The sequence below is a fragment of the Massilia agilis genome, from assembly GCF_024756255.1.
Taxonomy (GTDB): Bacteria; Pseudomonadota; Gammaproteobacteria; order Burkholderiales; family Burkholderiaceae_D; genus Telluria; species Telluria agilis.
This window is the reverse complement of sequence record NZ_JANUHB010000001.1, coordinates 867,551-881,827: the sequence shown is the minus strand read 5'-3', so window position 1 is coordinate 881,827 and position 14,277 is coordinate 867,551. Positions and strand designations below refer to the sequence as shown.

The window sequence follows — 14,277 nt, the reverse complement described above, 5'->3', positions numbered from 1 at the left end:
ACGACGTTGGTGGTATCGCGGCTACCCCAGCGTGTACCCGCGCCCCTTCATGCAGGCCGCGTACGCGTTGTTGTAGGTCTGCAGCTGGCCCTGCTGTTGCTGCTGGGATTGCTGGTTGCGGGCGGCCTGGTTCTGCCGCGCCCTGTGGCCGCCGAGCATCGTGCCGCCCACCGCGCCCACGGCCGCGCCCTTGCCGGTGTCCCCGGCGATCGCGCCGATCGCTGCACCCCCGAGCGCGCCGCGCGCGGCCCCGCGTGCACGCTCGCCGCCGCCGACCGCCGGTCCGGTCTCCTGCGGCGGCGGGTTGGCCGCCAGCGCGGCCGGATCGACCCCGGTCTTGTTCCTGGCCCACACGTGGCACTCGCCCTCGTCCTTGTTTTGCTGCGCGGTGGACTGGCCCTTGCTCGGATAGGCGCTCGGCTGCTGCGCTGGCGCCGCCAACGGCAGCGCCAGCACGAGCAGGACCACGGCGCCGGGTTTGATCTGCATGGCGTTCCCCTTGCGTCTAGCGTGCTTCGTTCGCGGCGACCGGCGGCGGCTTCACGCCACGCAGTTCGTCCAGGCGCGCGCGGAAATTCCTGGCCCAGTAGTCGGTGATCGGCGGCAGCGCCTCCCAGGTGATCTGGTCGCCCTGCGGCAGGCGCTTGTCGCCGCGGCGCGTGACGGTGGCCGCCACCACCCGCTTGCCGCTCGGGTCCAGCACTTCCAGCTCCGCCTTGATCTCGGCCACGCGCGGGCCGCCACCGGCCGCTTCCCGGCCGACGTTATAGACCGCCTTGAACGGGAGGTAGTCGACCGCCCCCGCCGGTGGCTTGGCCGCTTCCAGCCCGGTAATCGCGCTGCGCACGCGCAGCACGTCCGGGCCCGGCTGCGTGACGACCTGGTACTCGGGCGCGAGCGCGCGCTGCAGCGATTGCTGCATCTGCGCGCCGATCCGCTGCACCACATCCGGCGGCACTGGCGGCTGGTCCTTCGGCTGGGTCACCAGCACCTGGACCGGATCGAACATCAGCTTCGTGTACGGCTTGAAGTCGGTGTTCCTGTCCACGTACAGCATCACCCCCTCACGGTCCGGCGCGGGTTTGAGCTGCGAATAGTCGCCCAGGAACCCCGACTGCGTCGTGGTCGGCTGCGAGCTGCAGCCGCCGAGCAGTGCCAGGGTGACGATGATTGCACTTGATGAGTATTTCATGATCGGTCCTTTGGCCGCCTGCACAGCGGCCTGCGGGACCACTGTAACGCGCGCACGTCATTGTTGGCATTGACCTTTGGTCCCAGCGCGACCGCGCTGCGGCTTGATGCGCGTCAACCCGGCGCGCGGGCGCAACCGTGCGCCCCGCCGTGGCCGGTACAGTAGCGCGGTCGATCCGTCGCGCCCCGCGCCATGCCCATGTCCCTGAACAAGCTGCTGCTCCTGGTGCTCGCCGCATCCGTGCTGGCGCCGTGCGCGGCCGGTGCGCAAGCGCCGGCGCGCCCGCGCATCGGCCTGGTGCTGGGCGGCGGCGGCGCGCGCGGCACCGCCCACATCGGCGTGCTCGAGGTGCTCGACCAGTTGCGCGTGCCGGTCGATTGCGTGGCCGGCACCAGCATGGGCGCGCTGGTGTCCGGCGCCTACGCCAGCGGGCTCACGCCGCAGCAAATGCTCGCCCGGCTTGGCACGGTCGACTGGCGCGACCTGTTCGACGACAATCCTTCGCAAACCGAAACCAACTACCGCGAGCGGCGCCTGTCCGAGACCTACTATCCGGGCCTGGAGTTCGGCGTCACAGACCACGGCCTGCGCATGGCGCACGGCGTGGTCGGCGGCCAGAAGATCAAGCTGTTCTTCAACACGCTGGTCGGGTCCGAGCGCGGCGAGCGCAAGATCGAGAACCTGGCGCTGCCGTTGTCGATCCTGGCCACCGACATCGGCACCGGCAACAAGGTGGTGCTGCGCGACGGCCAGTTGTCCGAGGCAATGCGCGCCAGCATGTCGGTGCCGGCGCTGCTCTCGCCGGTGCCGTACCGCGGCCTGAAGCTGGTCGATGGCGGGCTGGTGGACAACCTGCCGATCGACGAAGTCAAGCTGCGCTGCAATGCCGAGGTGGTCATCGCGGTGGACGTCGGCTCGCCGCTGTCCCGGCCCGAGGACGTCGATTCGATCGCCGCGGTGACCGGGCAGATGATCAACGTGCTGGCCGAGCAGAACTCGGTGATCTCGCGCGCGACGATCGGCCCGCGCGACGTGTATATCAAGCCCGGGCTGGAGGGCATCACGGCCGCCGATTTCGTCAAGTTCCGCGAGGGCGCCGCCAGCGGCCGGGCGGCGGCGCTGGCGGTGGCCGACAAGCTTCGGCGCTATTCGGTGACCGAGCAGCAATACGCCGCCTGGACGCACAAGCTGCGCTCGGCACTGCCGCCGCTGCCGCGCGTGGACGAGATCCGGATTGCGCCGCTGCGCCACGTGAACCCCGAGAACGTGGCCAAGCACATCGAGATTTCGCCCGGCCAGCAGCTCGACACCCAGGTGCTGGAACGCGACCTGTTGCGAATTTATGGGGATGGCGACTTCGAAAGCGTCGACTACCTGATGCAGGTGGCGCCCGGGCGCAATACCCTGCTCATCAACCCCGTCGAAAAGAGCTGGGGCCCGGATTACCTGCGCTTCGGCGTGAGCGTGGAGGCCGGCGACAAGCAGAACGATTTCCAGGTGCGCGGCGCCTACCACCGCAAGTGGGTCAACGGCTACGGCGGCGAGTGGCTGTCGGGCGCGCAGCTGGGCGAGCGCAGCAACCTGTTCACCGAGTTCTACCAGCCGCTCGATCCGCGCCAGCGCTTCTTCATCGAACCGGCCGGGGCGCTGTCGCGCGAGCGCCTGCGCGTGTACCAGGATGACCAGCGCATCGCCGAATACATCCTGCGCCAGAAGCGCGCGTTCCTGTCCGCCGGCATGAATTTCGGCGTGTTCGGCCAGGCCCGCCTCGGCTGGCTGTACCGCAAGCTCGACACCTCGATCGAAACCGGCGCGCCGACGCTGCCCACTGGCAAGGTCACGCTGCGCGGCTGGAACGCCGTGCTCGACCTGGACCAGACCGACCGCGTGTTCTTCCCGTCGCGCGGCTGGTTCGCCAGCGCCAATTATTTCAAGAATCCGGGCATGGGTTACAGCCGCCTGGGCGTCGACTTGCGCGCCATCCATACCTGGGACCCGTACGTGGTCAATGCCCGCTACTACTATTTCCGCCGCCTGGAGGGCAAGCTGCCGCTCGGCGACGCCGGCGCCCTGGGCGGCTTCTTCACCTTGTCCGGCTACGCCCGCAACCAGATCCTGGCCGGCGACATCCGCTTTCTCAGCGTGCGCGGCGAAAAGATCATCGGCCGCATGCCGCTGGGCCTGTCGGGCGACCTGCGCGCCGGTGTCTCGCTCGAGTTCGGCAGGGCGCGCGAGCGCTTCACCGAGACCCACCTCGAGGGCTGGCAGCAGGCCGCCTCGCTCTACCTTGGCGGCGATACCCCGCTCGGCCCGCTTTACCTGGGCTACGGCCATGCCAAGGGCGGGCACCACAGCATCTACTTGTTCCTGGGCTTGCCATGAGGGGAGGGCGTTGGGCTTTGGTCCAATTTGTCGGCGCGGGGCGGGGCACGACAATCGTCTCTCGTCCTGGATGCGAACGGAGGTCCCGTGCGATTTGACCGATTGATGGAACAAGTGGTCGGCGTGGTGGCCGTGCTGGTGCTGGCGGGCGGCGCGCTGATCGTGATCGCGCCCTTCATCACGGCGCTGCTGTGGGGCGCGATCCTGGCCTATTGCACCTGGCAGCCGTTCCAGCGCCTCACCCGCGTGCTGCACGGCCACCGGGTGGCGGGCGCGCTACTGGTCGGGCTGCTGATCCTGCTGGTCGTGATCCTGCCGCTGTTCTATGCCGGCCTGTCATTCTCGGCCCGGGTGCCGCAACTGGTCGGGCTGGCCAGGGAGCGCCTCGCCGCCGGCGTGCCGCCGCTGCCCGACTGGCTGACCCACTTGCCGCTGGTCGGCGCGCGCCTGGACCAGGCCTGGCAGGACATCGCCGCCCGCAATCCGGAGATGGTGGCGCGCCTGCGCGAGCTGTCCGGGCCGGTGCTGCGCGGCGCGCTCGGGGCCGCGCTGGCGATCCTGTCCGGCCTGGGCTTGATGGTGGTCAGCGTCTTGTTTGCCATGTTCTTTTACCTGAGCGGCGACGCGATCGGCAAGGCGCTGTTCGTGGTCATGCAGCGCATCGCCGGCGCGCGCGCGCCGGCCCTGCTCACGCTGATCGGCTCGACGGTGAAAGGCGTGGTGTACGGCATCCTCGGCACCTCGCTGGCGCAGGGGCTGCTGTGCGGCATCGGCTACTGGATCGCCGGCTTGCCGTCGCCGGCGCTGCTCGGGCTGATCACCTTCGTGCTGGCGATCCTGCCCGGCGGTCCGCTGCTGGTGGTGGTGCCGGGCGCGATCTGGCTGGTGCAGCAGGGCGCGCCCGGCTGGGCGGCGTTCCTGGTGGTGTGGTCGCTCGTGATCGGCATCGGGGTGGACAACGTGCTCAAGCCCCTGATCATCGGCAGGAGCAGCCCGATCCCGTTCGTCCTGATCCTGCTGGGCGTGATCGGCGGCGCGGCGGCCTTCGGGCTCCTCGGCGTGTTTGTCGGGCCCACCTTGCTGGCGGTGGCGCACGCCGTGCTGAGCACCTGGACCGAGGTGACCGCAGCGGCGGCCCGTCCGGCCGCCGGGCCTGGCGCTGCAGGCGCGCCGCCGGGCGGAGTGCCGCAGGCGATGCCCCCGGGGTTTGCGGCCGGGGCTGCCGGTGAGCAGCGCAGCCAGCCGACCTGAAGGCGAGAGGGGAGGGCCGTTCAGCGCCCGGGGCCGGAATTGGCGCGCAGCCAGGCCTCGCGCGCAATGTCGTACACCGAAGTGGGCATGCCGTGCCACTCCTGCTGGCCGCGGTAGCGCATGCCCAGCCGTTCCATCAGGCGCGAAGAATTGCGGTTGTCCGGATGGCAGATCGCGCACAGCAGCGGCGCTTGCAATTGCTCGAACGCGAACCGGGTCATGCAGCGCGCCGCTTCCGAGGCGTAGCCCTGGCCCCACTTGTCGGCCCGCAGGCGCCAGCCGATTTCGTGGGGATTGGCGGGATTAAAGCCGAGGTACTGCACCCCACCGGCGCCAATGATCTGGCCGCTGTCCTTCTCCAACAGCGACCACCACGAAAAGCCCCAGTCCGCCCAGCGCTGCTTGACGCGGCCGATCATGGCGAGCGTGGCCTCGCGGCTTTCCGGCTCACCCGTGATGAAACGCATGACGGCCGGATCGCTGTTCATCGCCGACAGGCCGTCGAGGTGTTCGTCGGCCATCGGCACCAGCCGCAGGCGGGCGGTCTCGAGGATCATCGGCCTAGCTGTGCGACTGGTGCACCGCAGTCAGCTTGCGCAGCAGCGGCAGCACGGCCAGCGCGAGCAGGGTGCAGGCCACCGCACCGATGCCCAGTTTGTTGAACAGGCTGGTGTAGATCGGCAGCGTCTGCATCGGGTCCACCAGGTTCTGTGGCACGCTCGCGTAGTTGGCCACCACGCCGCCCAGGTACTGCGAAATGCCGGTGCCGACGTAATAAGCGCCCATCATGAAGCCGCTCATGCGCTCCGGCACGTAGCGCGCAATCATCGCCAGGCCCAGGCCGGACACCAGCAGCTCGCCCAGCGAATAGAAGCCGTAACCCCAGATCATGATCCACGACGAAGTCTTGCCGCCCACGGCGAACTGGCCCGCCACGCCGTAGATGAAGAAGCCGACCGCCACCACCGAAAAGCCGAGCGCGAACTTGGCCGCGATCGACAAGTCCTTGCCGCTCTTGCCGGCCTTGGTGTAGATCCACGCCAGCACCGGCGAGAGCACCATGATCCAGATCGCGTTCAGGGCCTGGAACTGCGCCGGCGCCCAGTCGAACAGGTGCATGCCGAACAGCGAGAAGTCCAGGTCCACGTTACGCAGCGCGAACAGCGACAGCGAGGTGGACATCTGCTGGTAGAAGATGAAGAAGAACACGGTCTGCAGCGTCAGCACGAGCGCCGCGATCAGGCCCGAACGCTCGCTGGCGGCACTCTTGCGGATCAGGTGGACGAAGATGCCCAGCACCACGATGCCGGCGATGTACACGAACGCGCGCGCCAGCGCCTGGTATTCGAGGATCACCGCCGAGGCGCCGGCCACGATCACGCCACCGCCCAGCACCATGGCCAGCTTGCCGTAGTCCAGCGGCGCGCGGTCCGGCGGCGAGCCGAGATGATGGATCGTGTGGCGCATCAGCGCCACGTTGAACAGGCCCAGTACCAGGCCCACGCTGCACACCGCGAACGCGACGTGCCAGCCGAGCTCGCCGCCGTAGGTGGCGTTCACGTAGTCCTTGATCCACGGCGTGGCCAGCATCGAGAAGGTCGAGCCGACGTTCACCGACATGTAATAAATCGTGAAGGCGCTGTCGATCTTCGAGTCGTCGCCTTCGTAGTTCTTGCGCACCAGGTTGGCGTTGTTCGGCTTGAACAGGCCGTTGCCGACCACCACCACGCCCAGCGCGCAGAACAGGAACCAGGTGTTCTCGGTGGGCACGGCCATCAGCGCATAGCCAACGGTCAGGATCATTGCGCCCAGCACGGCGGTGCGCTTGGTGCCCAGCACCTTGTCGCCGATCCAGCCGCCAATCGCCGGCGCCACGTAGATCAGTGCCGCTGCCGCGCTCCACACCAGGTTCGCACGCTCGTCGTTGAAGCCGAGGCGCTGCACCATGTAATACACGATCAGCGCTTGCATGCCGTAGTAGCCGAAGCGTTCCCACAGCTCGATCAGCACGAGCGTCATGAACGAGCGGGTCGGCGAGACGGTCCGCGCTGGCAATGTTTCAGGTTTCATTTGTCTCCCTTGTCAATATGGGGGCCGCGCGGGTCCCCGCGGCAATGGGTGCGATGCTACGCGACAGAAACTGAAGATGCAATGTTGAAACGACCAGCGCAGCGGGCCGCCAACCCGGCATCCGTGCGCGGGCGTGCGCAGCCTCGGGTGTATCCTCGGCCTACCCGAGTGAGCGCAGCGGAGGATTGTTCCAAAGATGAGGAGCTGGCGTATTGCGATAGAAGAAGCGGCGCTCGATCGTTCCTGCAAGGGCGCACAGGAAAGCGGGGGCCACTGGCACCGGCCTGGCGTCCCGGCGCTGTACGCGGCCACCACTGCCGAGCTCGGCGTGCTCGAAAAGTTCGTCCACGCGGACGAAGGCGAGCAGAACCTGGTCCTGGTTGCAATCGACCTGCCCGACGATCCCTCGTTCGGCCTGGACGTGCCGGCCCACAAACTGCCACCGGGCTGGAACGCGCTACCTGGTTCCCAACCGGCCGCCGAGTTCGGCACGCGTTTCCTGCAGTCCGCCTCCCATCTTTACATGCGCGTTCCTTCGGTCATCGTGCACGAGGGAGTCAATCTCGTCATCAACCCGCTGCATCCTGCCTACGACCGCGTGCGGCTCGAGGTGGTGCGCCCCTTCAGCTTCGACCCGCGCATGTTCAAGCGCTGAGTTTTGGTGTCGGGAAACTTTACACTCGGCACTTTTACTGCCTTGTGTTAGCTGGCTAACTCATTGAAAGAAAGCATTTTTTTTCCTATTGGCACAGCTTGTGCTTTAAGTCAGTTCCGCGTACGGCAGATGCGCTCATCAAGCCGGGAAACGCTCACCAATGACAAGGAAAAAAAATGCAAACCTTGAATTTCCACTTCAAAAAAATGATGGGTCATGCAGTCGCCGCAAGTGCGATGTCCGCTCTGGCACTGGCGGCCCAGGCTTCGACGATTGAGAACGGCAACTTCACCCCGCTGATCACCTCGGGCGCGCTGCCCGATTCGCCGTCCGCGCACGTGGACGCGAACACGGCCTCGTCCGCCTTCTCGGGCGTTGTCAGCATCAACATCGTGTACCCGGACGCCAGCGGCAAGCAGCTGTCGTACATCTGCTCCGGCGCCTTGGTCGGCAAGCGCACCGTCGTCTCGGCCGGGCACTGCGTGGACATCGACGGCCACGGTACGGTGATCGACCTGAAAAAGCCGAACAACGCGGTGCGCGTGGTGTTCAACAATACCGGCGACAAGTACACCGCCATCATCAACGCCTCCAGCGTGAACATGAACCCGAATTACCAGGGCTTCGGCTACTGCCCGCCGGGCATCAACTCGTTTTGCGTGAACGATGACATCTCCGTCATCACGCTGGCCCAGGACGCCCCGGCCTCGGCCCGCAGCTACAAGATCGCCGCCAACCGGCTCAATGCCGGCACGCACATCACCATGGCCGGCTACGGCACCTCGGGCGATGGCGTCAACGGCTACTACGTCAACCCCAGCTTCCACGTGAAGCGTACCGGCGAAAACTACGTGGACCTGTTCGACGGCAACGACGAGCAGGGCTGGGGCGGCGCCAACGAAGTCTGGTACGCCGACTTCGACGGCAACGGCAAGGACACCTTCTGCAGCTTGTTCCACGCCTGCAGCCCCGTGCTGCCGAACGACCGCGAGTCCGGCATTGGCGGTGGCGACTCGGGCGGTCCGTCGTTCGTCAACATGTACGGCGAGCTGATGCTGGCCGCGAACAACACGTTCAGCGGCACCTTCAGTGGCCAGACGCCGGGCACCTTCGGCACGTATTTCGGTGGCATTCTGCTGAGCAGCTACAAAAACTACCTTGGCGCCGCCGCAGGCGAGGGCATCACTTTCGTGCCGGAACCGGGCAGCCTGGCGCTGCTGGGCCTGGGTGCGGTGCTGTTGTTGCGCTCGCGCCGACGCGTTGCTTGATCTGCCTCGCCTGCAAAAGAGACGACCTTTGACGGGTCGTCTTTTTTTTCGTTCGCGAACCACTATAGATTCTTCCTGTATGGCAACGAAGAGCGCAAAACAGGGAGAACGAAATGCGAAAAGAGGCGCCACGAGTTGGCCGCCGGCCCGCCTTCATATGGACATGGCTCGCGGTGCTGCTTGCCGGTTGTGGCGGGCCGGATGGGGGAACGTCACAACCGGCCGCCGGGGACCCGATCGATGAAAGGCTGTCTGCCGTGCTGCACGAGCAGGGCTTTACCGGCAGGGTGGAAGAGAGCCTGGAGCGGCGCCTTGGCCGCAAGCTCGATCCCAAACTGGCCGATGTGGGCAGGCTGTTGTTCTTCGACCGGATCTCGAATCTGCACAATGACAACACCTGCGCCGGCTGCCACGCGCCAACCAATGGCTTTGGCGACTCGCAGCCGATGGCGATCGGCATCCAGAGCAACCTGCTGGTCGGGCCGCACCGGCTTGGCCCGCGTAACCAGCGGCGCACGCCGACGGTGGTCAATGTGGCGTTCTATCCCAGGCTGATGTGGAACGGACGCTTTGCGGCATTGTCCGGTGACCCGTTCAACAATGCGCTCGGCTATCAGTTCCCGCTGCCGGAAGGTGTCAGCAAATTTGGCCCGAACAATTCCCGGTACCCGCACCTGCTGGTCGCGCAGGCGCACATGCCGCCAACGGAGCTGAACGAAGCGGCCGGCTTTACCGGTGTGCTGGACGGGATCAACCCACGGCTGCAGGTGTTCGACGATGGCAAGGGCATGCGCGTGCCGGGGCTGGACGCGAGCGGATGGCGCAACGATGCGATCCGGGACGTTGTGGTCCAGCGGCTGAACGCGGTGCCCGAGTACGTGCAGAAGTTCGGCGGCCCGGTGGACATCGACATGTTCGCCAAGGCGATTGCAGAATTCGAGTTCACGCTGGTGCGCGCCAACGCGCCGCTGGACCGCTTTGCGCGCGGGGACACGGGTGCGATGACGGTCTCGCAAAAGCATGGGGCGCTGCTTTTCTTCGGCAAGGCCAACTGCGTCGCCTGCCACGGGGTGCGGGGCGAATCCAACGAGATGTTCAGCGACTTCAGGATGCACAACATCGGCGTGCCGCAGATCGCGCCAGCGTTCGGCCCAGGTAAAGGCAATACGATCTTCGACGGGCCCGATGAGAACGAGGACTTCGGGCTCGAGCAGGTGACGGGCGAGATCGGGGACCGCTACAAGTTCCGCACTTCGCCGCTGCGTAACCTCGCGGTGCAGCCGGCGTTCTTCCACAACGGGGCATTCGTGAGGCTGGAGGACGCGGTGCGGCATCACCTGGACGTGATCGCATCGCTGAAGAACTACGACGCGGCGAAGGCAGGCGTGGCGCCTGATCTGGTGGGCCGCACGGCGCCGGTCGACAAGGTGAGCGCAACCCTCGATCCGAAGCTGGGCAAGGCGGTCGCGCTGACGGAGCAGGAGTTTGCCGACCTGGTGGATTTTCTGCGCAATGGCTTGCTGGACGAGCGCGTCAAGCCCGGCGAGATGTGCAAGCTGGTGCCGGACAAGCTGCCCAGTGGCCCTCAGTTCCTGAAATTCGAGGGCTGCCGGTAGGGTGGGCGGGTTTCCCGCCCACGCGTTCCGCAAGAAGCTGCGCAGCTAGTCCGGCGTTCCTTGGACGCGTGGGCAGGAGACCTGCCCACCCTACGGTCATTTTCCGAGCATGGAGACGACGTTGTCCGCCCCCGGCGCGCCAAACGCCTGCTGCTTGAGCATATGCAGCTGGTCCCGCACCTGCGCCGCCTTTTCGAACTCGAGGTTCTTCGCGTGTTCGACCATGAGCTTTTCGAGCCGCTTGATCTCCTTGCTGACCTGCTTCTCGCTCATCGCCTCGACCTTGGCGGTCTCCTCGTCTCCTTGCGCAAGTCGCTGTTTGGCGGCAGCGGCGCTGTAGACGCCGTCGATCATCTCCTTGATCTTCTTCTGCACACCTTTCGGCGTGATGCCATGCTCTTCGTTGAAGGCGATCTGCTTGGCGCGGCGGCGCTCGGTCTCGTCGATCGCGCGCTTCATCGAATCGGTGATCGTGTCCGCGTAGAGGATTGCCACGCCGTTCAGGTTACGCGCCGCTCGGCCCACGGTCTGGATCAGCGAACGTTCGGAACGCAGGAAGCCTTCCTTGTCCGCGTCCAGCACCGCCACCAGCGACACCTCCGGCAGGTCCAGGCCCTCGCGCAGCAGGTTGATGCCGACCAGGACGTGGAAGGTGCCAAGCCGCAGGTCGCGCAGGATCTCCACCCGCTCCACGGTGTCGATATCGCTGTGCAGGTAGCGCACCTTGATGCCGTGGTCGGACAGGTACTCGGTCAGCTGCTCGGCCATGCGCTTGGTCAGCGTGGTCACCAGCACGCGCTCGTCCTTGGCGATGCGGTCGCTGATCTCGCTCATCAGGTCGTCGACCTGCGACAGGGCAGGGCGCACGATGATCTTCGGGTCCACCAGGCCGGTCGGGCGCACCACCTGCTCGACCACGTTGTCGGCGTGTTCTTTTTCGTAGTCGGCGGGCGTGGCAGACACGAACACCGTCTGCCGCATCTTGCTTTCGAATTCTTGGAACTTGAGCGGGCGGTTGTCGAGCGCGGACGGCAGGCGGAAGCCGTAATCGACCAGGTTCACCTTGCGCGAGCGGTCGCCGTTGTACATCGCGTTGAGCTGGCCGACCAGCACGTGCGACTCGTCCATGAACATCAGCGCGTCCTTCGGCAGGTAGTCCACCAGCGTCGGCGGCGGCTCGCCCGGCATCGAGCCGGACAGGTGCCGCGAGTAGTTCTCGATGCCCTTGGTGAAGCCCACTTCGGCCAGCATTTCCAGGTCGAAGCGCGTGCGCTGTTCCAGCCGCTGCGCTTCCAGCAGCTTGCCTTCCTTGTGGAAGAATTCGAGGCGGTCGCGCAGCTCGGCCTTGATCGAGTCCACGGCGCGCAGCACGGTGGAGCGCGGCGTGACGTAGTGCGAGCCGGGGTACACGGTAAAGCGCGGGATCTTCTGCTTCACGCGGCCGGTGAGCGGGTCGAACAGCTGAAGCGATTCGATCTCGTCGTCGAACATCTCGACCCGGATTGCCAGCTCCGCATGCTCCGCCGGGAAGATGTCTATGGTGTCGCCGCGCACGCGGAAGGTGCCGCGGCCGAAGTCCATCTCGTTGCGCGTGTACTGCATCTGGATCAGGCGCGCGATCACGTCGCGCTGCGCCACCTTGTCCTTGGCGCGCAGCGTCAGGATCATCTTGTGGTATTCGTTCGGGTTACCGATACCGTAGATCGCGGACACGGTAGCCACGATCACCACATCGCGCCGCTCCATCAGCGACTTGGTGCACGACAGGCGCATCTGCTCGATGTGCTCGTTGATCGACGAGTCCTTTTCGATGAACAGGTCGCGCTGCGGCACGTAGGCTTCCGGCTGGTAGTAGTCGTAGTAGCTGACGAAGTACTCGACCGCGTTCTCGGGGAAGAACTCGCGGAACTCCGCATACAGCTGCGCCGCCAGCGTTTTGTTGGGCGCGAACACGATCGCGGGGCGGCCGCAACGCGCGATCACGTTGGCCATCGTGTAGGTCTTGCCCGAACCGGTCACGCCGAGCAGCGTCTGGTACATCAGGCCGTCGTCGATGCCTTCCACCAGGCCCGCGATGGCGGTCGGCTGGTCGCCTGCAGGCGGAAACGGCTGGTGCAGTTTGAAGGGCGAATTCGGGAATGTGATGACGTTCGGTGCCGGTGCGTTTGCAACGGATAAATCTGCCTTGCCTGCCATGCTTTCAGACCTTTGCTAGAATGGTAGTCCGACTGCGGCACTGCAACATGCAGGAGCTGCTGTCTATACAACCGCTGCAAACCCCAGCCAACGACCAAGTTTAACACGATGAATTCCACCGCCCCTGCCAGCCTTTTCGGCGCCATCGACATGGCACCCCGCGACCCTATCCTGGGTATTACTGAAGCGTTCAACGCAGACACCAACCCCGCCAAGATTAACCTCGGTGTGGGTGTGTATTACGACGACAACGGCAAGGTGCCGCTGCTCGAATGCGTGCAGAAAGCGGAATCCAAATTGATGGAACAGCAAGCACCGCGCACCTATCTGCCGATCGAAGGCCTGGCGCAGTACGACAAGGCTGTTCAGGAGCTCGTATTTGGGGCCAACAGCCCGGTAATTCAAGAGAAGCGTGCCGTGACCGTGCAAGCGCTCGGCGGCACCGGCGGCCTGAAGATCGGCGCCGACTTCCTCAAGCGTTTTGCCCCGGATTCGCAGGTGTACATCAGCGACCCGAGCTGGGAAAACCACCGCGCGCTGTTCGAAAGCGCCGGCTTCGTGGTCAACCACTACGCCTACTACGACCCGGCCACCCACGGTGTCAATTTCGAAGGCATGCTCGCCTCGCTCAAGTCGATGCCGCAAGGCTCGATCGTTGTGCTGCACGCCTGCTGCCATAATCCGACCGGCGCGGACCTCACGCAAGAGCAGTGGGGCGCCGTGATCGAGGCGGTCAAGGCCGGCGGCCTGATTCCGTTCCTCGACATGGCCTACCAGGGCTTCGGCTCGGGCATCGCCGAAGATGGCGCCGTCGTCGGCCGCTTTGTGCAAGCCGGCGGGCCGCTGCTGGTGTCGAACTCGTTCTCCAAATCGTTCTCGCTGTACGGCGAGCGCGTGGGCGCGCTGTCGGTGGTGGCATCGAGCGCGGAAGAGGCGGCACGCCTGCTGTCGCAACTGAAGCGCGTGGTGCGCACCAACTACTCCAACCCGCCGGTCCATGGCGGCAAGGTGGTGGCAACCGTGCTGTCCACCCCGGAGCTGCGCCAGCTGTGGGAAGACGAACTGGCCCACATGCGCGTTCGCATCAAGCAGATGCGCGATGCGCTGGTCGAAAAGCTCAAGGCCAAGGCGCCCGGCCACGACTTTGATTTCGTGCGCAAGCAAGTCGGCATGTTCTCGTACTCGGGCCTGACCAAGGAACAGGTGGCCAAGCTGCGCGCCGAGTCGATCTACGCCGTGGACACCGGCCGCATCTGCGTGGCCGCGTTGAACTCGAAGAATATCGACCGGGTCGTTGACGCAATCGCTAAAGTGCTCTAAACTCTTGGCTCTTCCGGTATGGCGACATGCCGGAGGACGTATTGATCCCTGATAGCTCAGTCGGTAGAGCGACGGACTGTTAATCCGCAGGTCCCTGGTTCGAGTCCAGGTCGGGGAGCCAGAATTTCTGGAAAGCCACGGTTGTTCGTGGGTTTCTTAATGTAGTTGCAAGAGTTTATTCCCTGATAGCTCAGTCGGTAGAGCGACGGACTGTTAATCCGCAGGTCCCTGGTTCGAGTCCAGGTCGGGGAGCCAGACAAAAAGGAGTTTCGAGCGATCGAAACTCCTTTTTTCGTTTGCGCCGCTAAAAATGCGTCCCGTAGGGTG

At 65.5% G+C, this 14,277-nt stretch carries 11 protein-coding genes and 2 tRNA genes; 8 read left to right on the top strand and 5 right to left on the bottom strand.

Features of this window, described 5'->3' with window-relative positions; all coding sequences use genetic code 11:
* Positions 1-21 precede the first annotated feature (21 nt).
* Positions 22-489 (bottom strand): glycine zipper domain-containing protein, encoded by a 468-nt coding sequence (locus tag NX774_RS04010; RefSeq protein WP_258820864.1) that lies wholly within the window; start codon positions 487-489, stop codon positions 22-24.
* A 16-nt stretch (positions 490-505) separates the two neighbouring features.
* A complete protein-coding gene (locus NX774_RS04005) occupies positions 506-1,192 on the bottom strand; it encodes a DUF3313 domain-containing protein (RefSeq protein ID WP_258820863.1) in 687 nt (228 codons plus the stop codon).
* Between the two features lie 198 nt (positions 1,193-1,390).
* Between NX774_RS04005 and NX774_RS04000 the strand changes: the two genes are divergently transcribed.
* Together NX774_RS04000 and NX774_RS03995 are read left to right on the top strand one after the other, a co-directional pair.
* Positions 1,391-3,574, top strand: a complete 2,184-nt coding sequence (locus tag NX774_RS04000; RefSeq protein ID WP_258820862.1) for a patatin-like phospholipase family protein — start codon at positions 1,391-1,393, stop codon at positions 3,572-3,574.
* A gap of 105 nt (positions 3,575-3,679) precedes the next feature.
* Positions 3,680-4,825: an AI-2E family transporter gene (locus NX774_RS03995; RefSeq protein ID WP_258820861.1), complete on the top strand. Its 1,146-nt coding sequence runs from the start codon at positions 3,680-3,682 to the stop codon at positions 4,823-4,825.
* Positions 4,826-4,845: 20 nt separating this feature from the next.
* Here NX774_RS03995 and NX774_RS03990 read toward each other — a convergent pair whose 3' ends face one another.
* The gene (locus tag NX774_RS03990) at positions 4,846-5,382 is read right to left on the bottom strand and encodes a GNAT family N-acetyltransferase (protein WP_258820860.1); all 537 of its coding nucleotides are present in this window, start codon (positions 5,380-5,382) and stop codon (positions 4,846-4,848) included.
* 4 nt (positions 5,383-5,386) lie between these two features.
* Positions 5,387-6,895: a peptide MFS transporter gene (locus NX774_RS03985; protein WP_258820859.1), complete on the bottom strand. Its 1,509-nt coding sequence runs from the start codon at positions 6,893-6,895 to the stop codon at positions 5,387-5,389.
* Positions 6,896-7,091: 196 nt separating this feature from the next.
* Here NX774_RS03985 and NX774_RS03980 point away from each other — a divergent pair, with 196 nt between their 5' ends.
* From NX774_RS03980 to NX774_RS03970, 3 genes are all read left to right on the top strand, one after another.
* Positions 7,092-7,550 carry an RES family NAD+ phosphorylase gene (locus NX774_RS03980; RefSeq protein WP_258820858.1) on the top strand — a complete coding sequence of 153 codons (459 nt, stop codon included), beginning with the start codon at positions 7,092-7,094 and terminating at the stop codon, positions 7,548-7,550.
* A gap of 236 nt (positions 7,551-7,786) precedes the next feature.
* Positions 7,787-8,818, top strand: coding sequence for a trypsin-like serine protease (locus tag NX774_RS03975; protein WP_258820857.1), 1,032 nt, complete (start codon positions 7,787-7,789; stop codon positions 8,816-8,818).
* Positions 8,819-9,075: 257 nt separating this feature from the next.
* Positions 9,076-10,434, top strand: a complete 1,359-nt coding sequence (locus NX774_RS03970) for a cytochrome-c peroxidase (protein ID WP_258820856.1) — start codon at positions 9,076-9,078, stop codon at positions 10,432-10,434.
* 96 nt (positions 10,435-10,530) lie between these two features.
* On the opposite strand, the gene uvrB is transcribed toward NX774_RS03970, so the two are convergent.
* The gene (gene uvrB / locus NX774_RS03965; protein WP_258820855.1) at positions 10,531-12,630 is read right to left on the bottom strand and encodes an excinuclease ABC subunit UvrB; all 2,100 of its coding nucleotides are present in this window, start codon (positions 12,628-12,630) and stop codon (positions 10,531-10,533) included.
* A 108-nt stretch (positions 12,631-12,738) separates the two neighbouring features.
* On the opposite strand from uvrB, the gene NX774_RS03960 reads away from it, so the two are divergent.
* The 3 genes from NX774_RS03960 to NX774_RS03950 all read left to right on the top strand — a co-directional run bounded on the left by NX774_RS03960 (position 12,739) and on the right by NX774_RS03950 (position 14,205).
* Entirely contained in the window at positions 12,739-13,950 is a 1,212-nt protein-coding gene (locus NX774_RS03960; protein WP_258820854.1) for an amino acid aminotransferase, read from the top strand.
* Positions 13,951-13,995: 45 nt separating this feature from the next.
* Positions 13,996-14,071, top strand: a tRNA-Asn gene (locus NX774_RS03955).
* A 58-nt stretch (positions 14,072-14,129) separates the two neighbouring features.
* Positions 14,130-14,205 (top strand) — tRNA-Asn (locus tag NX774_RS03950).
* The last annotated feature ends 72 nt before the right edge of the window (positions 14,206-14,277 follow it).

Coding starts and splice junctions, on each gene's coding strand:
- uvrB (WP_258820855.1), bottom strand. CDS start 12,630: ATGGCAGGCAAGGCAGATTTATCCGTTGCAAACGCACCGGCACCGAAC.
- NX774_RS04005 (WP_258820863.1), bottom strand. CDS start 1,192: ATGAAATACTCATCAAGTGCAATCATCGTCACCCTGGCACTGCTCGGC.
- NX774_RS03980 (WP_258820858.1), top strand. CDS start 7,092: ATGAGGAGCTGGCGTATTGCGATAGAAGAAGCGGCGCTCGATCGTTCC.
- NX774_RS04010 (WP_258820864.1), bottom strand. CDS start 489: ATGCAGATCAAACCCGGCGCCGTGGTCCTGCTCGTGCTGGCGCTGCCG.
- NX774_RS03985 (WP_258820859.1), bottom strand. CDS start 6,895: ATGAAACCTGAAACATTGCCAGCGCGGACCGTCTCGCCGACCCGCTCG.
- NX774_RS04000 (WP_258820862.1), top strand. CDS start 1,391: ATGTCCCTGAACAAGCTGCTGCTCCTGGTGCTCGCCGCATCCGTGCTG.
- NX774_RS03975 (WP_258820857.1), top strand. CDS start 7,787: ATGTCCGCTCTGGCACTGGCGGCCCAGGCTTCGACGATTGAGAACGGC.
- NX774_RS03990 (WP_258820860.1), bottom strand. CDS start 5,382: ATGATCCTCGAGACCGCCCGCCTGCGGCTGGTGCCGATGGCCGACGAA.
- NX774_RS03995 (WP_258820861.1), top strand. CDS start 3,680: ATGGAACAAGTGGTCGGCGTGGTGGCCGTGCTGGTGCTGGCGGGCGGC.
- NX774_RS03960 (WP_258820854.1), top strand. CDS start 12,739: ATGAATTCCACCGCCCCTGCCAGCCTTTTCGGCGCCATCGACATGGCA.